At 44.0% G+C, this 21864-nt stretch carries 18 protein-coding genes and 1 tRNA gene; 12 read left to right on the top strand and 7 right to left on the bottom strand.

From position 1 onward, the window contains the following. Positions 1 to 3: 3 nt before the first annotated feature. Together ACQY73_RS30690 and ACQY73_RS30685 are read left to right on the top strand one after the other, a co-directional pair. Positions 4 to 1065 carry a hypothetical protein gene (locus ACQY73_RS30690; protein WP_428657989.1) on the top strand — a complete coding sequence of 354 codons (1062 nt, stop codon included), beginning with the start codon at positions 4 to 6 and terminating at the stop codon, positions 1063 to 1065. Continuing rightward, complete coding sequence (locus ACQY73_RS30685) at positions 1062 to 2144, top strand: hypothetical protein (RefSeq protein WP_428657988.1); 1083 nt, start codon at positions 1062 to 1064, stop codon at positions 2142 to 2144. The genes ACQY73_RS30690 and ACQY73_RS30685 overlap by 4 nt, the downstream gene beginning before the upstream one ends. A gap of 93 nt (positions 2145 to 2237) precedes the next feature. On the opposite strand, the gene ACQY73_RS30680 is transcribed toward ACQY73_RS30685, so the two are convergent. Further along, the gene (locus tag ACQY73_RS30680) at positions 2238 to 3077 is read right to left on the bottom strand and encodes a universal stress protein (protein ID WP_428657987.1); all 840 of its coding nucleotides are present in this window, start codon (positions 3075 to 3077) and stop codon (positions 2238 to 2240) included. A gap of 222 nt (positions 3078 to 3299) precedes the next feature. Between ACQY73_RS30680 and ACQY73_RS30675 the strand changes: the two genes are divergently transcribed. After that, positions 3300 to 4409: a Zn-dependent alcohol dehydrogenase gene (locus ACQY73_RS30675; protein WP_428657986.1), complete on the top strand. Its 1110-nt coding sequence runs from the start codon at positions 3300 to 3302 to the stop codon at positions 4407 to 4409. 27 nt (positions 4410 to 4436) lie between these two features. On the opposite strand, the gene ACQY73_RS30670 is transcribed toward ACQY73_RS30675, so the two are convergent. From ACQY73_RS30670 to ACQY73_RS30660, 3 genes are read right to left on the bottom strand one after another with little or no spacing between them, the layout of a single operon-like run. Next, a complete protein-coding gene (locus tag ACQY73_RS30670) occupies positions 4437 to 5681 on the bottom strand; it encodes a PKD domain-containing protein (RefSeq protein ID WP_428657985.1) in 1245 nt (414 codons plus the stop codon). Between the two features lie 37 nt (positions 5682 to 5718). Continuing rightward, positions 5719 to 7635: a 3-coathanger stack domain-containing protein gene (locus tag ACQY73_RS30665; RefSeq protein WP_428657984.1), complete on the bottom strand. Its 1917-nt coding sequence runs from the start codon at positions 7633 to 7635 to the stop codon at positions 5719 to 5721. Positions 7636 to 7661: 26 nt separating this feature from the next. Further along, a complete protein-coding gene (locus ACQY73_RS30660; RefSeq protein ID WP_428657983.1) occupies positions 7662 to 8006 on the bottom strand; it encodes a LytR/AlgR family response regulator transcription factor in 345 nt (114 codons plus the stop codon). 288 nt (positions 8007 to 8294) lie between these two features. Here ACQY73_RS30660 and ACQY73_RS30655 point away from each other — a divergent pair, with 288 nt between their 5' ends. From ACQY73_RS30655 to ACQY73_RS30640, 4 genes are all read left to right on the top strand, one after another. After that, positions 8295 to 9941 carry a sensor histidine kinase gene (locus ACQY73_RS30655; RefSeq protein WP_428657982.1) on the top strand — a complete coding sequence of 549 codons (1647 nt, stop codon included), beginning with the start codon at positions 8295 to 8297 and terminating at the stop codon, positions 9939 to 9941. Between the two features lie 9 nt (positions 9942 to 9950). Continuing rightward, complete coding sequence (locus ACQY73_RS30650; RefSeq protein WP_428657981.1) at positions 9951 to 10697, top strand: response regulator; 747 nt, start codon at positions 9951 to 9953, stop codon at positions 10695 to 10697. A 9-nt stretch (positions 10698 to 10706) separates the two neighbouring features. Next, positions 10707 to 11498 carry an alpha/beta hydrolase gene (locus ACQY73_RS30645; protein WP_428657980.1) on the top strand — a complete coding sequence of 264 codons (792 nt, stop codon included), beginning with the start codon at positions 10707 to 10709 and terminating at the stop codon, positions 11496 to 11498. Positions 11499 to 11583: 85 nt separating this feature from the next. Then, positions 11584 to 12168: an O-methyltransferase gene (locus ACQY73_RS30640; protein WP_428657979.1), complete on the top strand. Its 585-nt coding sequence runs from the start codon at positions 11584 to 11586 to the stop codon at positions 12166 to 12168. A gap of 223 nt (positions 12169 to 12391) precedes the next feature. On the opposite strand, the gene tig is transcribed toward ACQY73_RS30640, so the two are convergent. Then, a complete protein-coding gene (gene tig, locus ACQY73_RS30635; RefSeq protein WP_428657978.1) occupies positions 12392 to 13732 on the bottom strand; it encodes a trigger factor in 1341 nt (446 codons plus the stop codon). Between the two features lie 152 nt (positions 13733 to 13884). Continuing rightward, positions 13885 to 13966, bottom strand: a tRNA-Leu gene (locus ACQY73_RS30630). 252 nt (positions 13967 to 14218) lie between these two features. Here ACQY73_RS30630 and ACQY73_RS30625 point away from each other — a divergent pair. From ACQY73_RS30625 to ACQY73_RS30605, 5 genes are all read left to right on the top strand, one after another. Further along, on the top strand, positions 14219 to 16480 hold the full coding sequence (locus tag ACQY73_RS30625) for a RelA/SpoT family protein (protein WP_428657977.1): 2262 nt from the start codon (positions 14219 to 14221) through the stop codon (positions 16478 to 16480). A gap of 120 nt (positions 16481 to 16600) precedes the next feature. Beyond that, positions 16601 to 17101 (top strand): Fur family transcriptional regulator, encoded by a 501-nt coding sequence (locus tag ACQY73_RS30620; protein ID WP_428657976.1) that lies wholly within the window; start codon positions 16601 to 16603, stop codon positions 17099 to 17101. Positions 17102 to 17104: 3 nt separating this feature from the next. Continuing rightward, positions 17105 to 18394: an adenylosuccinate synthase gene (locus ACQY73_RS30615; protein ID WP_428657975.1), complete on the top strand. Its 1290-nt coding sequence runs from the start codon at positions 17105 to 17107 to the stop codon at positions 18392 to 18394. Positions 18395 to 18620: 226 nt separating this feature from the next. Next, on the top strand, positions 18621 to 19340 hold the full coding sequence (locus ACQY73_RS30610) for an SGNH/GDSL hydrolase family protein (RefSeq protein WP_428657974.1): 720 nt from the start codon (positions 18621 to 18623) through the stop codon (positions 19338 to 19340). A gap of 173 nt (positions 19341 to 19513) precedes the next feature. Further along, positions 19514 to 20482 carry an NAD(P)/FAD-dependent oxidoreductase gene (locus ACQY73_RS30605; protein ID WP_428657973.1) on the top strand — a complete coding sequence of 323 codons (969 nt, stop codon included), beginning with the start codon at positions 19514 to 19516 and terminating at the stop codon, positions 20480 to 20482. Between the two features lie 11 nt (positions 20483 to 20493). Here ACQY73_RS30605 and ACQY73_RS30600 read toward each other — a convergent pair whose 3' ends face one another. Beyond that, positions 20494 to 21726 carry an NAD(P)/FAD-dependent oxidoreductase gene (locus tag ACQY73_RS30600; protein WP_428657972.1) on the bottom strand — a complete coding sequence of 411 codons (1233 nt, stop codon included), beginning with the start codon at positions 21724 to 21726 and terminating at the stop codon, positions 20494 to 20496. Positions 21727 to 21864 lie beyond the last annotated feature (138 nt).

The raw sequence follows: 21864 nt of genomic DNA, 5'->3' as shown, positions 1-21864 counted from the left end.
GGTATGAAATTAATCACCAATCCTCAACATTTCAGCTTTACAAATCATTTCAATCAATCGCTGCTCAAAACGCGTATTGAAATGATGAATCGTCGAAAGTCGTCTTTCAAGGCTGTTTTTAAATATGGATTTTTCATTGCCTTGATTTGGCTTTCGGCGGCTTTTACGAAGCCTTATCGGCAGGAAATTGCGCTGAAAATCGCAGAAAAAATGCCGGAATTGAAGCCTGTTTTGGCGCCGTCGAAAGAAATTTTACAGAGTCAATCCACAGAAATTGAGAAGGTTTCACAAAACGTACCCGTTTCAAAAACAAAATATGTGGTTTACAAAGACGATAAATTATACTGGGTCGTTACGCCCAAAGTTACGTTGAATGATTTAACTGCTATTCAGCAGGAGTTCAAAAAGGCAGGTGGTGTATTTTTCGTGAAACAAATGAAATATGATCCTTTGGGAGTTTATTTATCAGAAATAACCATAAAAACATCCTATGCAAAAGGAGGCGGAAGCGGCCAAACTGATGATTTAAAAGCCATTGATAAACCTATTTCTTCCTTTGGGGGCTGGATAAACCCCAAAAACCGATCTTGCGGAATCAGCGACAATTCCTGGGACCCTGTATTTAATAAAATTGTGGAACAGGATACAAAAGAGATTGAAAAATTGATAAATGACCATCAAACAGATTCAAACAAAGCCAAAAAAGAAGAAAAAAATCGGCAAGATGAGTCATTCTTCTACGACGCAAGGCATAAATTTTACAGCAATCCGCTAAAAACACCGAATGGGCTTACAATATTAACTCAGGAGGCTCTTCAATACATTTTTCAAACCTGTGCCCGAAATCGAATTTATTTTGAGGAAGAAGGTGAATTTCGTGTTGAAAATCTTTACAAGAATGCGGAATTTATTGTAAATAATCAGCCAAGTAGCTTACAGCAGGCTGAATTGCTGACCTTCGACAAGATCAGAGCCGTAGCATGTTACACTGTTTATTCAGACTCTACCCGTCAATCGGCCCGACGTACAGTTGCTATCGTTACTCATAATTACAGCAAACCATGAAAACCCTCACGAATCCCACGCATTTCAACTTTACAAATCACTTCAACAGATCACTCTTGTATAACCGCATTAACATGATGGATCGACATTCTTCATGGCAAAGCATTTGGCGGTATGGTGCTGTGGCGTTGGTGCTGTTTTTTACCGCTACCTGCCGGCAGTTCAGTCAACATCCGCCTCAGGAAAACGGCGCGTATACCGGCACAAAATATTTGCTTTGGAATGACGATAAATTATACGGCGTCGTCAGTCCCAAAGCCACCGATGATGATCTGAAAGCTATTCAAGAGGAGGTAACACGCTTTGGTTACTCTTTTGAAATCAACGGAATTAAGCGAAACGAAAAGGGAAATATTACCCAAATCGAGCGCATTATCATGGGGGATTTGGGAGATTCGCTGACGCAACATGCCCAAAAGCGCTTGGAGTTCATGAGAATGAATACAAATGAGTTTTTCCCGTTGTTTGATTTTTACTGCGATTCCGAAGGTTGTTTCGAAAATATTCCATTAAAGGAACTTCCTTCTTCCATTGAGCGCGTCATTCGTGAAGATAACCTGATAACTCAAGCAACGCTGTCCAAGGATTTTGCTCCCAATGGACGACAATTTACAGGATTCACAATCAATACATTAGGCGACGCGATGCTCAGCTTGTATTATGAAAAAGGAAAACAGTTTTTGGTCAAACGGACAGAGGGTAAAGTCAAATACAATTGGGCCGGGCGAATGAACGATTTGATGGAAGCAAGTCATTTCAAGAGACACAAAGCGATGGTTTATGCTGACTCCGATAACCACCTTGATGTGTACGATGAATTCAAAAAAAGCATCACTATTTTTTTAGATGGCAAAGAAATTTCATTGGACGATCTTAGGCAGGTTCACATCAGACAGGTCGATGTGGTCTATGCTCACCAACGTCCTACGAAGGTATTTATAACTAAGCCTCCATTTAAAGACCGTGACCGTAAATCCATTGATACAGAATACACCGTTTGGATCGACCGCGCTCCCAACCGCATGAAACGCGATTCGAGTTATCACGTAATCAGTCCTTTTTATACCGGCGCTTTCTAAGCTTTGCCTAAACACAAAGACACCTGAGTCCAATCAGACTCAGGTGTACTTTAAACAACCCATTCTCGCAAGATCTTTATTCTATCGTATTAGCTAGGCACTTGGGACAAGTTGTTCCAAGTGATAAATCAGCACCGGTACGTGCGTGTCCAACACCATTTTTTTAGCCACACTTGGATTGATCAGCTCCGCCAACCAATCACGCTTGCGGGTGGCCATTACGATCAGATCACTGTGCTGTTTGTCGGCATAATTTTGTAACCCTTCGATGACCGAATCGGCTTCGATGGTTTTAAATTCATATTTTTTCTTACCGAATTTTTTTGTAATATCATTTACAAAATCCTCATCTTCAAATACATTCACTTCAAACGGCGCATTTACTTTGACCAGTGTAAGCTCGGCATCAAAATGTTCCGCAAAGTTGAATGCAAATCCCAACGCATTTTCTTCAGGCCGTTCCAATTCCGTGGCGTACACAATCCGTTTGATGGTTTTTGTGTGCGAATCCGGTGGCAAAACCAACACAGGACACAACGTTTTAACGGTTACGGATGAGGCCACACTACCCATGATCTTGTCGAGCCATCCTCCTTTTCCGGTACGCCCCATAACGACCAAAATAGGTTTTTGCGCTTTAATTTCATCCAGGATCACGTCAGAAGCGGGCCCCATTACCTGCTTTCCGGTGCATTTGAAGCCCTTCTTCTCGCAGTCTTTTATCCATTCATTCAATAAGTCCAAATTTATTTTCTCAATCTGGTCCTCCAAGGTCACCCACGTTTCAACGGGTAGATTTGGGTCAATGGCGGCCGGACTGTAAGCATGAATGAGGGAAATACCTGCGTCATAACGTTCGGCGATTGCCTGTGCAAATTCTAACGCCTTCTTCGCATTTTCTGAAAAATCAGTCGGAACCAGAATCGTTCTCATTTTTTTTCTATGTTGGTTGGATGCCATAAAACTATAGGTATGAATGGTGAACTGATATGATGAAAGTCAATAATGTCGGTGATAAAAGTCACCCCTTTGGGTAGAACTGCTCTGTGTTACTGTTTTTACTAAAAAATCATTCCAACATCCGTTTGGCTATATTATTTCCGGTCACTTTGTGAATGAGTCGATTTGAATAAAACCTATGTAAACTATCTTCCTATGTGGTTACAATCTAAAGCCGCTATTGCCGACGGTGCCGGCACCTTTTCTATTCAAACCCTCAAAGTAGCGGAGCCGCAAGGGGATGAAGTGCTCGTACGGATCAAAGCGGCAGGCATCTGCCACACTGATTGGGATTCTCAATCGTGGGGCAAGTCCTTGGTCATGGGACACGAAGGAGCGGGGATTGTGACAAAAATCGGTCCCAACGTGAAGGGTCTTCAAGTCGGCGACAACGTCATCCTTAATTGGGCCATTCCGTGCCATACCTGTTTTCAATGTCAGGAAGGCAATCAACATATTTGTGAAGTAAATTCGCCCGTTACGGCGGGCAACAAAGTCTCCGGCGGGCATGCAAACCTTACTTCTACTCTACTTGACGGCCAACCGATTGAGCGCTCTTTCAGTCTCGGCACCATGTCAGAATATACCCTCGTGCGCGAAGCCGCCTGCGTCAAAATTACGGTCGATATGCCCTTTTCGTCGGCAGCAATTGTAGGCTGCGGGGTTATGACGGGCTACGGCTCCGTTGTCAATGCCGCCAAAGTCAAAACGGGAAGTTCGGTGGTAGTGCTGGGAACGGGCGGCGTAGGGTTAAACGTCATTCAGGGCGCACGTATCGCGGGTGCCGCCAAGATCATCGCCGTAGATATCAATCCGTTACGTCTCGAAATGGCCAAAGAATACGGCGCTACGGACACCGTGTTGGCCGATAAAAATGATAAAGGACTCTTACAGGCCGCGCAAACCGTGAAATCCATGACAAACGGACGAGGCGCTGATTATGCCTTTGAATGTACCGCCATTCCCGAACTTGGTGCCGCGCCTTTGGCAATGGTGCGCAATGCCGGTGTGGCCTGCCAGGTCAGCGGCATTGAGCAGGAAATCAGCATCGACATGAACCTGTTTGAATGGGACAAGGTCTACATCAATCCGCTCTACGGAAAAGCCCGCCCGCAGATAGATTTCCCGATCCTCCAGCAACTCTACGCCAAAGGCGATTTGATCTTGGACAAAATGGTGACTAAAACATACTCAATAGACCAACTCGCCGAGGCCTTCGCCGATATGCATGCGGGCAGAAATGCCAAGGGTGTGATCGTATTTTAAGAGGATTTTGTTCACACTTGTTTTTGCTTATCGTTTTACTTTTATGCTATACGTTTTTTCAAAATCATTAAAGGCTTTTCCAAAGCCGGGAAAGAAATAATAATTTTTTGCTTTGGAATCGTATATTCTAAAATTTAGCAGAACGTTCTTTTGACTATTCTTTTCATCCAGTTCTGACAGTGGAATCATAAATCTGTATTTATTCGCATCAATGGAGAGGCTCGCACTACTTTTTGCTTCTCCGCAAAAGGTGTTGGCGGTTCCACTTAATAAATAAAAGTAACAAAGCCAGCTCTGAGGTGTCCCATTAGGATTCAGCACCCTGTCTGCGCCGTAACCCCTGTCCAGATTTGCATCCACTTTGGCATTTTGATTAACATCTATCAAAAAAGTGGGAACATATTGTTGGTTTTCCGGCATGTAAATGATCAAATTATTATTTTCAACCGTATAGGAAGCAGCAAACACTCCTTCATCAAAAATCTTGATCGGTGCTATTCCGGTCACCGTCGAGGTAAAATCTTTACAAACCGTTTCGCCACTTTTATTGGTGGCACACAGGGTTATTTTGTACGTTCCGTTAAATAGATACGTATAGGTAGGATTTGCTTCCGTTGAGGTTCCTCCGTCGCCAAACGTCCAACTATAGGAAACGCCGTTTTGGGTATTATTTGTGAATTGTACCTTTCCCTGTCCTGCATCTTTTACGGTAACATCAATAACGGGTGGCCTTTCTTTCCCGTTGGTGATCGTCACGGTTTTGGTCAATTCTTCGGTTACACCGCCAAAACCTGTCACTTTCAGAGTGACTTTGTATGTACCATTATAAACAAAGGAAGCTTTTGGATCTTTCAACGTAGACGTGCCGGTACCTTCAAACGTCCACGCGTACGAAACGCCGTCTTTGGATTCATTTAGAAACTGCACTTCTCCATTGGGCAAATTCGTAAAACTGAACGCCGCCGTAGGTTTTAAGGCAACGATCTCTACCGTATTTTGAACTTGCGCCTCTCCGCCGGCTCCCGTTGCCTTCAGCGTTACGGTATAGCGGCCCGGTTGTTGGTATACATATTTTGGATTGAGTTCTGAGGATTTACCGCTGCCATCGCCAAAATCCCACTGGTAGGTATTGGCATCGGTGGATTGATTCGTAAATATTACTTCTCCTTTTGTTTGAACGCTGAACGCAAACTTGGCAACGGGTACCGGAATTTTTTCTTTGCAACTCAGAATAACGAAACCAAGAAGCAAAAGCAGTACTAATTTTTTCATAGGAGCAAATCTCATAATAAGGGTTATAATAGAAGTGTTAATTCACATTCACGCAGGTCTTTACCTCCGCTCGAAAGACGGCTCCTGTATTGGCCTGAAATCCGGGACTTAGATGCACTGCCTGCGTGGCTTCATACAACACGTTGGCGGGCGGATCGACTTTGTTTTGTGCCGTAATGGTGGATTGGGACAATACCACCGCCGGGGGGTCGGTAGACAGGAACGGGTAATTGGGCAATTGCGCAGGAGTAAATGAGCTTTCTGCGATTTGGATATGTGCAGGCACCAACGCCGCCGTACTTGCACAACCATTGATCACACATTCGGCGTAGACATATTGCGTAGTATCACGATTATAAATAGTGGTTTGATTGGGTGATACATTAGTTGTGGTTCCTAAATATCGTAATCCATCCGGAGCGGCAAACCATTGAACTGTACCTGACGGACATCCTGAAGATGGTAAATTAATGGCATAGCTACCGGGGACACAACGTCGATAAGATGTAGTTACTGTAGGAGCAGTAGGCGGGCTATCACAGATTTTTGCACGTAACGCCCAAATATCGTCATACATTGCTACTGAAAATACAGCTCCGCCACCGATAAGTGGGATACCCTCAATATCGACCGGATCTTCTATACTCAATTCGGTCAATCCACCTACCGGTTGGCCGATAGGTCCCCAAAGTTTTTGGCCGGCAGATGATATTTTATGCGCACGATAAATACTGCCGGTTGGGTTTGATCTGGCTAATACCAGCGCTCCTCCATCATCTTGGCTTACGACCATCCCCTGAGCTCTGTTGGCGTAGTTAGAAATCAATTTAATACCTTGACTCCCAAATGCCAATGTACCATCTGAATTAATTTTCTGTATAGAGACAAACGATGAATCTTTAGCATTCAACACTTCATCTGCCCACGTTACCCATACACTGTTTATCCCTGCCGGAGCAATACGCGGATAGAGCTGATAACCCGGCGTATTGGATACGTTTATTCCATTTGCGTTCCATGCCAAAGACCCATCAGCGTTCAGGCGCTGAGCAAAAATCTCATAATTTTGGCCTACATTAGAAAATCGATGATCTTTCCATACAATAATGTCTTCCTGAATTTGAAGTTCATTTTTATTACCGGTTATCAAGCACACATTAGCGGGATTTATCCATTGCTTATTTCCGGTAGTAACATTAATACGCTGAGCATAAATATTATAAGAAGAATTCGCATAAGCATATGCGTTCCAAACCACATTTACATCTGTACTATTTCCGGCCTGACTTATTTTTGCTTCCAAACCACTAAATCCACCTATTAATCCACTCACTAATAAAGTTCCATCGCCACTATATAATGTATTGCCGTTATCAGCATTAAGGGCTTGTAAGTACAAAGCGGAATCAGATACCTTCCCCCAAAAAAATAAAGCACGTTTCCCATCAGAAGAAGGAATCATATCAGGTCTAAATGATGTAAAGCCATTGCAATCCGCCACTTGTACTCCATCAGCTGCCCATTGCGCTATTCCGTTCAAGTCAAATGACTGAGCATATATTTTAGTTTTTACTGTATTATTGACTTTATCACGTTGATCAAGCCACACAACCATTATACGGGTTTGGTTATCGGAAGTTTTACAAAGTGCTAATTTCGGAGCTGTCTGCTCGTGAGCAGCCCCGCATACCAATAAGCCATTGGCAGTCCATTGCGGAACACCATTAGCATTGAGACGTTGAATATAAATATCCGAAAACTCTGCATCATTGGGCAAACTGCTCGTCCGATAATCTCTCCATGCCATAATATATCCTCCTGCTCCATCAGCAACCATTGTAGCATTGTTCTGCCATTTAACAGCATCACATACCACCGTTGGTGCCGTAGGCGACCATTGCGCATGGCTCAAAAAACCAATAAAAATAAAGAAGAAGAGTAACGTGTTTTTCATAGTAAATAATGGGTTAACATCAGCGATCAGATGTTTAAGTGAGCACGTAAAAACTTATTTATGAATGATTTACGACGGCGAGACACCATCACTTGTCTCCCATCAATGAGACGAATCGTTGTATCTTTAAAAGAGACGACATAATTCAGGTTAACAATGTAGGATTTATGTACTCTTACCAAGTAGTCGGGCAAGCTACTCTCATACCAACCCAAAGGCCTGGAAGTCATGACATATTCTCCATTGACTCGCCAAAAGACGGTATAGCTTCGCTGCGCTTCTATGAAAAGAATATCTTTAAACGAAAGTTGACATCGTCCGCCTAACAAGATCAAATGGTCTGACAAATGGATATCGGGTAAAGTATTCACGGTAAAGAATGGGATAGATTCTTATAAGTAAGCCGGCATTCTTTTTCCAAATTACCCATTTCTCAACAGCCTTGGCAATACGTTATTCACCAATGGCTCGGTATTTCTCACGAACAAACTCATTTTTCGTACGAAGTACGTTTTGGGATATAATGTTGCTTTTTTAGCTAGATTTGGGACAATAAACCCCGTTTGCCCACCATGCCTTTTTCCTTAAACCCATTATTTATAGTAGGTATCTTGACATTATGTATGTGCTCGCCAGGTCAAGCCCAACAACCTCTTCCCTTGAAAATCAACGCCGAAAAACTCAAAGGCGCTCAGGAAACGGAGAAAGAAGCCATTGCCAAAAAGGATTCATTGCTGCTGGCCGAAGCCTATTATTTGTACGGAAAAGTATACCGATTTGCCGGCGATGACTTGACTTCCGAACAATACTTTCTAAAGTCGCTGCGAATACTGGAACCAAGAGGCGATTCCTTTGAATTGGGAAGATTGTACATTCGATTAAGCGAAAACTACAAAGAGCGAAAAATAGTCCGTGAAGAAATCAACTATGTGAAACGAGCTATTGGCATTTTTAAACGAATTGATTCTCAAAAGGGATTGATCACCGCTTACAGTACATTGGGTCAGTTGCATGGACGTCTTTGGGTGGGAGTAGATTTTCGAAAAGACAAACCAAAATATGACAGTATGTTGTATTGCTACAAACAAGCTGAATATTACAGTAATCAGTCAAAAGATTCCGCAGGCATTGCTGAAGCAAATGCCAATATTGGCTTATTGTATATGTCGACAGACGACATCCGCGCTATTACTTCCTTCAAAAAAGCATTGGCATTTTATGAGCGGCAAAAGAGTTATACCACAATCGTAAGTGCAATGACCAATTTGGGTTTGGCTTATATGAAGTTTGGCGACAACAAACAAGCTTATTCTGTGTTGGTCAGTGCCAATAAGTTATATAATGACCATCAGGTCAACAACTATCTTTTACACGGAGGTCTTCTCAATGCATTCTTAGTTTACTATCGGACGACGGGCCAATGGCAAAAGGCGTATCAATCGCTTTTGGGAGTATATGGTCTCGAAAAAAATCAATTCATTCCCGAACGAGATGCGGCCATTGCCAAACTACATGTAGAGTACGAAACGCAAAAAAAAGAAGCTCAACTTAAAATTCAACAAAAAGAATTGGAGCTTCGCGCCGAAAATGAGCGCAACCAACGACTTTTTATTGGTATAGGGTTGATACTTTTAGTGGCGGCCACCGGAGCAAGCATTGCCTTTTATCGACTCTACCGTAAAAATCAACGCATCAGTCGTCAAAAGCAAGAACTTATCAATGAGCAAAACCATCGCGTTAAGAATAATTTACAGGTAGTATCAAGTCTTCTCAATCTTCAGGCGCGGCAATTGACCGACGAAACAGCAAAAAAGGCCATCACCGACAGTCAGTTACGCATTCAGTCCATGGCCATTCTCCACCGTCGACTCTATGAAGGCGACGAATTAGCCAAAGTATACCTTCCCGATTTTATTAAGGAATTGGTGGAAGAAATTTTGAAAGCCTTTGGCTACGGCTCACTCCAACCAACCCTTACTATTGACAGAGTGCACCTCCATGCCGACAAAGCCGTGCCGTTAGGATTGATCATTAATGAGTTGGTAACCAACACCTGTAAGTATGCGTTCCCGGTTGTACCCACTCCGGAGTTAATGATTTTCTGTAAGCAAAAAGATAGTAGTTTGGAACTTGTAGTTGCCGATAATGGACCGGGATTAGCGAAATCAGAGAATAATAATGCAGCAGGTATTCCTAAAAAATCATTTGGAATGCGGCTTATCAAATCTCAAACTGATAAATTGCGCGCAACGTATCAGTTTGAGAACAACAACGGAGCCGTTTTTACCATGACCTTCAAAGTTTAATTACCCACCATGCAATCCTTAAAAATATTGGTAGTAGAAGATGAAACTATTACGGCGATGGACATACGAGATATTTTGGAAGAAGCGGGTCATGTCGTTACCGACACTGTTCAGGATTTTGAAGCGGCACTCGACTCTGCCAAAAGCAATCTTCCTGACATGGCCATCGTTGACATACGGTTGGAAGGCTCGGCAGCAGACGGAATCATTACGGCCAAGGCACTTATGGAACTTCATGCCATGCCCATCATTTACCTGACCGCCACGCCTGAGGCAAGCCATCCCGATTCCAAGATATTTCGAAGAGCCAAAGAGACACAGCCGGCGGCTTATTTGCTCAAGCCATTTCGACCTAACGAACTGGTCATGCAAGTAGAGGTAGCGTGGCATAATTTCAAATCGAACCAACAAGCCTATACTTCCGGTGATCTTTTTTTTACGGTAAAAAACAAAGGATATCACCGAATCAGCCCACACGAAGTTCTTTACATTGAAGCGGACGGCTCCTCTGCAAAAATCTACCTTGTTCAGGAAAAAACACCCTATGAGGTGAGCATGAACTTAAACCGAGTGGCCGACAATTTTACCGCAGCTAACTTCTTTCACCTGTCACGTTCTTTTCTAATCAATTTAGATTTTCTGGAACGTATTGAGGGCGATAAACTTTACCTGAAACACAATGAGCGACCGTTGCAGGTGCCTGCCTCCACCAAACAGGAACTTATCCGTCAGCTTACCATTATCAAGACGAAATAATCAAATCTCATGTCTTCTTTTTTTACCGTCGAGCTATCCGACCCGCGCTTTGAATATGACAACCTACGCTTGATCACGGTCAAAAGTCCTGCGCTGAAAAAACGCGCCGATATCAGCGTCTTTGTGCCCAATGTACCTCTCATTGAGCTTAAAGGCATGGTTATTTTACTGCATGGCGTCTACGGAAGTCATTGGGCCTGGACGTTGAAAGGTGGCGTTCATAAAACCGCGCAACGACTTATAGACGAAGGCACTTTACCTCCTATGCTCCTGGTCATGCCCTCCGACGGACTTTTTGGCGACGGAAGCGGCTACCTTCCGCATTTGACCGAAGACTACGAAAAGTGGATCGTGGATGATGTGGTCAATGTAGTTACAGAGCAGATTGCGGGCCGCCAATTGCCGCTTTTTCTTACGGGCCTTTCGATGGGCGGCTTTGGTGCGTTGCGTTTGGGAGCCCGGTATTCGGATAAATTTACGGCCTTTTCGGGGCATTCTTCCGTCACTGAATTCGGCCGGCTAAGCCAATTTACGGAGGATTTTGAGGGCTTGCGTTCGGCTATTCAAACGCAGGAATCAGTTTTGGAAAGTATCTTAAAAAATAAATCATCACTTCCTTCTTTTCGATTTGATTGTGGCATCGATGATATTCTTATTGAACCTAATCGTCGGCTGCACCAAGCATTGCTTCAACACGAAATAGAGCATACATACGATGAATTTTCAGGCGGGCATGAATGGCCTTACTGGGAAGCCCATGTTGTGGAATCATTGCTTTTTTTTGGTGGCTTTTGTTGGTAATTTATCACGCAAAGAAGCGGAGGAGCAAAGAAATCCAAGACGAACAATAACTTTGCGCCTTTGCGTGATCATTACTAACAATTCTATGAACGATACAGCGATTCAAAACAAACCCGGCATTATTCAAAAAATTGATGCAGATGCCAAGGCTATCAGCTTTGGTCAACCTTCCGACGATTTAACGGGCGTATTTCTTCGAACCCTCATTGCCTCCAAACCTGCGGGAAAATTTCTTGAACTCGGCACCGGTGCCGGGCGCGCCACCGCTTGGATATTGGAAGGAATGAGTGCCGATTCAACCCTCATTTCGGTTGAGTCCGACGAAGCATTGATTGCCATTGCCCAAAAGCATCTCGGTCATGATGCTCGTTTGGAGCTGATTTGCAGTCGAGGGGAAGACGTGATCGTTGCGCTTCCTGCCAATGAATTTGATTTTATCTTTGCCGATACGTGGCCCGGCAAATACAATCATTTGGCCGAAACCCTGAATTTGGTCAAAGAAGGTGGTTTTTACATCATTGACGATATGCTTCCCCAACCCAATTGGCCTGAAGGGCACGCCGAAAAAGTAGCGGCGCTCATCGAAACACTCGAAAACGATTCCCGCTTTCAGCTTGTCAAAATGTCGTGGGCGTCGGGCGTGATTATTTTGGTCAAAAAGACAGAATAAATCAAAACCGGAGACATTCCAAGTTTTTGAAACTTGGAATGTCTTATCCGGACGTAATTATTTTGGTCAAAAAGGCAGAATAAATCAAAACCGGAGACATTCCAAGTTTTTGAAACTTGGAATGTCTTATCCGGACGTAATTATTTTGGTCAAAAAGACATAAAAAAAACACCCCATCAAGTTTTTAGCCAAGATGGGGTGTTTTTTTATATTCCAGTAAGAACTACGAAAGGCTCTTTACAATTTCCTGAAATTGATCTACATCAATGGTTTTATCCTCTAAGGTAAGCTGGCTTTTAAGAGCAGCAAACACTTTGTCGTCAAACACGAGGTTGAACATTTTTGAGTAGTTGTTTTCTTTCTCCGACGTCAGATAATTCATCGCGATCTTGCGGATGGTTTCGTTCATCTGCTCACCCATGTCATTGCCGTAAAAACCAAATTGCTCACGTACCATGTCTTCGGCACGGGCAATCACTTCTTCCGATTCTACTTTAATTTCAGTTTGGTCGGCCAATTTATTTTTGATCAGCGACAGTTTCAACGATTTCGTAAACTGTGGGTAATCTGCGTCGATTTGCTCAGGGGTGAATTTTCCTTCATTGGCGGTGAACAACCATTTTTTCAGGAACTCTTCCGGCAGATCAATGCTGATATTGTCCAGTAATGTTTGGTCAATATCACGGCGCAACAATGTGTCGGCTTCACGGGCGTAGTTATTTTTGATGATCTCGGCTACCTGCTCGCGGAAGGCTTCTTCCGAATCTGCTTTGCCCGCCCCCAATACTTTGTCAAAAAACTCCTGATCGAACTCAGCAGGTGCCTGACGCGTAATGTCTTCTACCGAAAAGGTAAACTCACCGTTCAACGCCGCTGCATCTTCGTCTTTCAAACCTGTCAAATGCGCTACGGCTTTATCATCCACAAATGTGTTACGAATATCAAATGATAGCTCGTTGCCTTTGCTCAAACCGATGAACTGCGCCTGTGATTCTTCTTTGATCTGACGCGAAGGAATAGCCGTTTTGGTTGAGAAATCGCCTTGTTTCAATTCACCATAGATCATATCTCCGGCTTCTGAAACCTCCGGATTGATCTGACCGGCAAATTGCGTACGCAGGTTTTCGATGGTATCATTCAATTCTTTTTCGCCCGCTTCAATGGTATAGCTTGAAACCGCCGGCAATGTGCTCAAATTCACCTCAAAATCCGAAGCCAATCCCAATTCGTAAGCAAATTCAAACTCGCTTTGCTTGTCCCAGTCAATGGTTGCCGTTTTTTCGCGGTCAATTTGGGGATCACCCACCACGGGAAGTTTATTGTCGCGGATATAGCCACTGACGGTATCGCTCAACAATTGATTGACCTCATCAATAACAATACTTTTTCCATACATGCGCTGAATCACCTGCGCAGGTACTTTGCCGGGACGGAAGCCTTTCAAATTAACGCGTTTGCTATAATCTTTGAGGGTTTTCTCTACTTTCGGTTGGTAATCGCCTTTCGCCAATTTGATGGTCAACGTGGCGTTGGTTGGTGTACTTTTTTCTAACAGAACCTCCATTGTGCAGTTATTAATTAGCGGTTATCCGTTGCACGGAAAATGATTGAATGGTTACTTAATTGAAAAAACCCTCAAACTTTGCGAGCTTGAGGGTTTAGTTTTTGACAGTTTCCGAAACTTACTTTTCGTTTACGGACGACGGCCACTAAAGGTGCGGGCGGAGGGACTCGAACCCCCATGCCTTGCGGCGCCAGATCCTAAGTCTGGTATGTCTACCAATTTCACCACGCCCGCAGCGTGTGTCTTTGGGGCTGCAAAATTACAAATAGATTTATATCAAAAGCAAATAATTTTGTAAGTTTCCCGTCCGTTTATTTTAGATTCTTTTCAAGAGTCCGATTATTTTGCTGTTTATCAACAATTTACTTTCAATTTTTCTGCCAACATTTTATTCTTAAATCATAAAATAGTTGTAAAAAATAATTCTTTTGACTACTTTAGTCGTATTGAGTACAACAAAATTCAGACCACCACCCAACCATAAACATGCCCATCGAAGTAGAAATTGATTTGGATCTTGAACGATTGGAGATTCTGAAGCGATACCGAAGGCTTCTCCGTTCCGCCAAGCCCTTTTTGAAAGACAATGATGCCAAGTTGATTAAGAAAGCTTTTAACCTTTCTGTAGAAGCTCACAAAGACATGCGCCGAAAGTCCGGCGAACCTTACATTTATCACCCCATTGCCGTTGCTCAGATATGCGTTGAAGAAATAGGATTAGGCACGACGTCCATCATTTGCGCCCTTTTGCACGACGTTGTCGAAGATACTGATTTTACGCTTCAGGACATTGAACGTCAGTTTGGAAAAAAAGTAGCTCAGATCATTGACGGGTTGACCAAAATTTCCGGTCAATTTGAGTTTGGAACATCGCAGCAAGCCGAAAATTTCCGCAAAATGTTGCTGACGCTGTCGGACGACATTCGCGTGATCATGATCAAGCTCGCCGACCGTCTGCATAACATGCGTACACTCGACAGCATGGCGCGCGATAAGCAGTTGAAGATAGCCTCTGAAACCATTTTTATTTACGCTCCTCTCGCCCACCGTTTGGGGTTGCATTCCATCAAAACCGAACTCGAAGATCTGTACCTTAAATACACCGAACCCGAAGGTTTTGAAGAGATCAGAAATAAACTGAGAGCGACGCGGGCATCGCGCGACCGATTTATTGCCAAATTCATTGAACCTATCGAAGACGATCTTCGAGAGCAGGGCTATGATTTTGCCATTAAAGGACGGCCCAAGTCCATTTATTCCATCTGGAATAAAATGCGGAAGCAGAAAAAGCCTTTCGAAGAGATTTACGATCTGTTTGCGGTGCGGGTCATTATGAATTCAAAAGATGACCCGAAAGAAGAAAAATCCGACTGCTGGCATGCATATTCGATCGTTACGGACCATTATACTCCCAATATTGACCGATTGAAAGATTGGTTGGCCACTCCCCGGGCCAATGGCTACGAATCGCTGCACATTACAGTAATGTACCGCCCCGAAGGCACCGACAAAGCGCAATGGGTAGAAGTACAGATCCGCTCCAAACGCATGGACGAAATCGCCGAAAAAGGGGTAGCGGCTCACTGGAAATACAAAGGAAACGATACCAAAACCACTCAGGGAATTGACCAATGGATCAATCAGGTGCGCGAAATGCTGGAAGCTACCAGAGACAGCAAAGCCGCCGCGTTGGAGTTTTTGGATGATTTCAGAAGTAATCTTTTTGCCGAAGAAGTATTTGTATTTACGCCCAAAGGCGAACTGCGCGTGTTGCAGCGCGGCGCTACGGCCTTGGATTTTGCGTTTGATATTCACTCCGAAGTGGGGGCTCGCTGCATTGCGGCCAAGGTGAACAACTCGCTCGTACCCATCAGCCAGTCGTTGAACAATGGTGACCAAGTAGAGATCATTACGGCAAAGCGCCAAAAGCCCAGCGAAGATTGGCTGAAATTTGTCGTGACGTCGAAGGCCAAAGCGCGGATCAAGGAACTTATCAAGGAAGAAAATAAGCAGTATGTTACCGATGGTCGAAGCATTATTGAGCGCAAGTGCAAGATTTTGCACTTGGATGTAACCAATGAATTGATCAATCAACTTCGGGCCTATTTCAACTGTAAAACGCCGAGTGACCTGTATTATCGTTTTGGCAAAGGCTACATCAATGCCGACGAGATCAAGAAATTCAAGCATGAGAAGGATGCCAAACTGAACGTACAGGCCAAGATCAACACCGATACGCTCCAAGACGGCAAGCAGTTTACCAAAGAGCTTAAAAAGATGCATGGCGAACGCGCCGACGCCGACGCCCTGCTCATTGGTGAAGACATGGACAAGATCGACTATATCTTGGCCAAATGCTGTAACCCTATTCCCGGCGACGACGTTTTTGGGTTTGTGACCGTCAACGAAGGTATAAAAATTCACCGTACGACCTGCCCGAACGCACCTGAGTTGCTTTCCAACCACGGCAACCGTGTCATTAAAGCCAAGTGGACCTCTCAACAAAAGCTGGCATTTTTGGCAGGATTGCGCATTGAAGGTACCGATCGCGTAGGTCTGGTCAATGATTTGACCCGAATCATCTCCAACGAACTGCATATCAATATTCGGTCTATCGCGGTAGAAACAGATGAGGGAATTTTTGAAGCCATCATTAAGTTATACGTGTATGATACCCGCCACCTTGAACAACTCCTGCAAAAACTGGAAAAAGTAGAGGGTGTATTTAAAGTCGCACGTTTTGATTGAAAATTAGTACTTTTGCAATCGTTACCTGTTAGGCGTTAGGTGTTAAATGTGCCGTTGGCACCTTCTATCAATGTTTATTTACACTTGACTTTTAGCTTTTAACTGCTAATACAAAAAGCAATGCCCCAAGCCAAACACGAAAATTTAGAAGCGGCCAAACGCATCCTGACGGCTTATTTGGAGCGTAAAGGTCTGCGCAAAACGCCCGAACGTTTTGCGATATTGGAGGAAATATATAGCCGCGAAGATCACTTCGACGTGGATGAACTGTATATATCAATGAAAAACAAAAAGTACCGCGTAAGCCGTGCTACCGTCTACAATACGCTTGATGTATTGGTGGATTGTGATTTGGTCACAAAACATCAGTTTGGCAAAAATTTAGCCCAGTACGAAAAAGCCTACGGTTATCGCCAGCACGACCATATTATTTGCATGGATTGCCACCACGTGATGGAGTTTTGCGACCCACGTGTGCAAAACATTCAAACCATGGTCGGTGATCTGCTCAAATTTAACGTACTTCACCACTCGCTTATCTTCTATGGCAACTGCCAGCGCGTAAACTGCGAAAACAAAAATAAAATAAACGAAAGACCGCAAAGAATTGAAATAGAATAATTTATGAAAGTTGACGTATTGCTCGGCCTCCAATGGGGCGACGAAGGTAAAGGTAAGATTGTGGACGTTTTAGCGCCCCAATACCAAGTAGTAGCACGTTTTCAGGGAGGTCCAAATGCGGGTCACACCCTCGAATTTGATGGTTTCAAACACGTGCTGCACCAGATCCCTTCGGGAATTTTTCGTCCGGAAATCAAAAATATCATCGGTAACGGTCTGGTCCTTGACCCGATCGTCCTTAAAAAAGAAATCGACGGATTAGCAAAATATAACCTCCCGCTCAAACAAAATCTCTTTATTTCTAAAAAAGCCTCGGTCATTGTTCCTACGCACCGTTTGTTGGATGCGGCCTATGAGCAATCCAAAGGTGATTCCAAGATCGGCTCTACGCTGCGCGGAATCGGCCCTGCTTATCAGGACAAAGTAGCCCGTCAGGGCTTGCGCATGGGTGATCTTGTTTCGCCGGATTTTAAAGAGAAATACAATCGTCTGGTTGATCAACACAAAGTCATTCTTGATTTTTATAACTACGATTATAGCTCAACCCTTGCGGATGCCGAAGCGACTTTCTTTGAAGCCACGGAGTTTTTGAAAGACTATAATTTTGTCGACAGCGAATACCTCGTCAATGAATCTTTAGAAGCCGGTCAATCGGTATTGGCAGAAGGTGCGCAAGGTTCATTGCTCGACATTGACTTTGGTTCTTATCCGTTCGTAACGAGTTCAACCACTACCACTGCCGGTGCCTGCACCGGTCTTGGATTATCGCCCCGCCGCATCGGTGAAGTATTCGGTATTTTTAAAGCCTATTGTACCCGCGTAGGTAGCGGCCCTTTCCCGACTGAATTGTTGGATGAAGTGGGTGAGCGTATGCGTAAAGAAGGCCGTGAATTTGGCTCTACAACGGGTCGTCCGCGTCGTTGCGGATGGTTGGATCTGCCGGCGCTAAAGTATGCCATCATGATCAACGGCGTTACGCAGTTAGTAATGATGAAAGTGGATGTATTGAATATTTTTGAAGAGATAAATATCTGTACACACTATCAATTGGCCGACGGCACCCTTACGGACCGTTTCCCCTATGACCTGTGCACGAATGAAGCCACACCGGTCTATAAGACCATGAAAGGCTGGGCTACCTCGCTCGAAAATCTTCATACCTACGACGAAGTTCCTGCGGAATTGGCGGCGTATATTGAGTTTTTGGAAGCAGAACTCAATTTGCCGATCAGCTTTATTTCAACGGGTCCCGACCGCGAAGCGATCATTCATCGCGAAGCACAAGTGGCTTAGTGACTATATAGATTTCTAACGTAACTTTTAGGTGCGGACTTCAGTTCGCACCTTTTTTTTACCATATAAGGCATATGAGGAAATAGAAGGCTGTTTTCCAATTTCTCATATTCACTCATATGCCTTATATGGTAAATCTGAAATTTCACTGACCAATTTATTTTATAAGCCTGAAAAATCGTAATTTACATCATCAAGTGTTTAGACAAATGTAACTTTTTCACCGATGATTTTACGTTGCCTCTTACCTCTTTTTATCCTTTTCGGAAGTTGTTCCAACGCAACGGAAGTAACTTCCAAGAAGTCTGCGCTGAGAATTCTTTTTGTAGGAAACAGTCTTACCTATACCAATGATCTGCCGCAACTGGTGCAGGAAATAGGCAAATACGACAGCGTCAGCATCGAGTATTCTACGCTTAGTTTTCCCAATTATTCGTTGGAAGATCATTGGAACGAAGGCAAGGTGCAAAAGGAGATCGAAACCGGCCACTATGATTTTGTTGTTGCGCAACAAGGCCCCTCTGCCTTACCCGAATCGCAGGTTTTATTGTTGGAATATGCCCGCCGTCTGGCGGAGATTTGCCGAAAAAACAATACTCCAATGGCCCTTTACATGGTTTGGCCATCTTCGTCCCGTTCTTTTGATCTGGATAACGTCATTTATTCTTATACCCAAGCCGCTACACAAACCCAATCACTGCTTTGTCCGGCGGGCTTGGCGTGGAAATACGCGTGGGAATCAACCCCAGGTTTGCCGCTTTATGGGAATGACAATTTTCATCCAAGCATGACCGGAAGCCTTCTGGCGGCTTTCACGGTTTATGGAACATTGGCTCAAAAAAATAATTTTGATTTTCTTATGTCTGAAAAATCACCTTGGTCTGAAATACCAAAAAAGAGCTTGGACATCTTGAAACAGGCAGCCCTGAAGGCTTTGGAAAAGTAATGTCAAAAAAAGAATGTTGACTATTTATTACCATTCAGGATTTCAGCATATGCCTCAACCCCCGTCAGTATTCCTTCAATTTTATCCCTTCTTTTTCAAAACTTATTTCTTTAAGCCAAGTTTACTAGGTATACCCACTAAGGGTGTAATTAAAAAATCAATTTTGTAAAATAATGCCTTCTTGTATAATCATTGGTGCAGGAATGACGGGACTAACGGCGGCTCGCGTACTGCAACAAAACGGATGGAACATCACTATGCTCGACAAAGGACGGGGTGTAGGAGGACGTATGGCAACGCGTCGCATTTCAGAGGCCCGAGCTGACCACGGTGCTCAGTATTTTACGGCTCGTACGGCTGAATTTCAGCAATTCATTGCTGAGTTAACCCAGGCGGGTATTGTCCGGGAATGGGCTTTGCAGGACACCGAACACCGGGACCTTTCTTTTCGACACCCGCGATTTATCGGAGTAGAGGGCATGACCGGAATTGCCAAATACCTGGCCCGGCCGCTAACGGTACATACCGGTGAACGTGCAATACAGCTATCGGGAGATGAAAAAGGGTGCACCATTTTGACGGAATCACAACACACCTACCACGCTGACAACCTTATCCTTACCATTCCCGCTCCGCAGGCTTTGGCGCTTTTAAACAACAGTTCTATTTCTTTTCCTTCAAGTGAGCCGAATGTTTTTGAGGCGATCGAATACGCTCCCTGCTTTGCCGTTATGGTGCTTTTAAAGGGAGGAAGCAGCATTCCTGCGCCCGGAGTTCTAAAATTTGACCAAGGGCCTGTCGCTTGGGTAGCTGACAATTTTCAAAAGGGTATTTCAACACTAACATCAATTACCATTCATGCAAGTGCCGCTTACAGCAGACAACACTTGGAGGAGGATTTAACAGTGGTCGGAAATCAACTCATCGAATACTTGGACGAATGGATTTCCAAAGAACAAATAGAGTCCTTTCAGGTGCATCGTTGGCGGTATAGCTTAGCTGTAAAATGTTTCCCCAAGGCTTTTATTGCTTACAAAACGCCCTTTTCGCTGCTGTTAGGAGGAGACGGCTTCGGGCAGAGCAATGTCGAAGGAGCCTTCCAATCAGGCCTGCAAATGGCTCATTTTCTGCTGGATAGTTAACCGTTTTCTCCCTATATCCCCGCAATCATATCAGCTACGGCTCTGCCCGTTGCCATCGCAGCGTTGAGGGATGGATAGGCAATGTGGTCGCCGCATTCGTAAAGATTTGCGCTGATCTTCAAATTGCAAACCGGTGCTTTGGAAGTATATTTTACCAACGATTCGGGAATATGATAGGTACGAAGATGTTGCCACGTTTTTACCTCTTCGCCAAACCATTCTGTCAGTTCCTGAACGATATGATCGGTCAATTTTTTCTCATCAAACAAATTTAAGCCCTGCGTACTGACCGATACTAACGATTTGCCGGCCGGCGCGTAAGAAGGCGCAATATCGCTGGGCACGCAGAGGTTATGAACAACCGATAAACGATTGGGATTGAGCGCCAACATTTTCCTGTTCAATGGAGAACGGTCGGCTGAAAAATACGTGCAGGTCGTTACATTATAATCTCTTTTTAGTTTTCTCCCTAACAAAATATCTGCCTGATGAGCGTCTGTCGCTATCACAATTACTTTGGCAGATACTACTTTCCCACCGGCAAGATGCACTTTGTTGCCTTCTATTTTCTCTACTTTGGTATTCAATTTCACAGTCCCGGCGGGCAATTTGGCAGCCATTTGTTCGGGAATGGCCTGCATTCCATTGGCGGGAATAGCGGCATCGCCGGTATAAAATTGCTTAAAGACAAACCGAAAAAAATTGCTCGAAGTTTCTAACTCATTTTCCAGAAATACGCCACCGAAAAAGGGCTTAAAAAAGTTGGTGATCATCTCGTCGCTCCAACCATACTCACGCAGATACGACAATGTATCAGTAGCTTTGTCATCAAAAAAAGAGTCAGTGGATTCTTTGCTTACTTCGTTAGACAATTGAAGTACCTTGAGTTTGTCAATTAACGTCCCGACCGACGAAAACAGGGTTTTAAACACTTGAGAAGGCTCTTTGAAGGGGTCACTGATGACGGAAAAATCATTGTCTTTACGAATCAACGCCCCGGAGCGGAACGTTTTTAACGCCAATGCGTTGTAATTCAACAATCGTTTTGCCTCCGGATAGGCCGTCAGCAGAATCTGAAAGCCACGGTCCAATAAGTAACCGTCTACGGTATCGGTGCGAACACGTCCGCCTACGGCATCTGCTGCCTCCAACACGAGAGGCGTAATGCCGAATTGGGTTAAATAGTTGGCACAGGAAAGTCCTGCGACACCGGCTCCGATAATTATGACTTCGTGGTTGGGCATGATTGTAACTAAGTTTGGTACAAAGTAAAACGGAAGCCCGGTTCAAACCAATGTTTTCCCTGTTTTTAACCTATGAGACGAATGACTTCCTAAAATCTATTGTATCAACAAATTCAATCTAAAACTGTTTGATTACCT

This window comes from Runella sp., from assembly GCF_965279615.1.
Lineage (GTDB): Bacteria > Bacteroidota > Bacteroidia > Cytophagales > Spirosomataceae > Runella.
The sequence above is the reverse complement of the archived record's forward strand: the minus strand, read 5'-3'. Positions and strand labels throughout refer to the sequence as shown.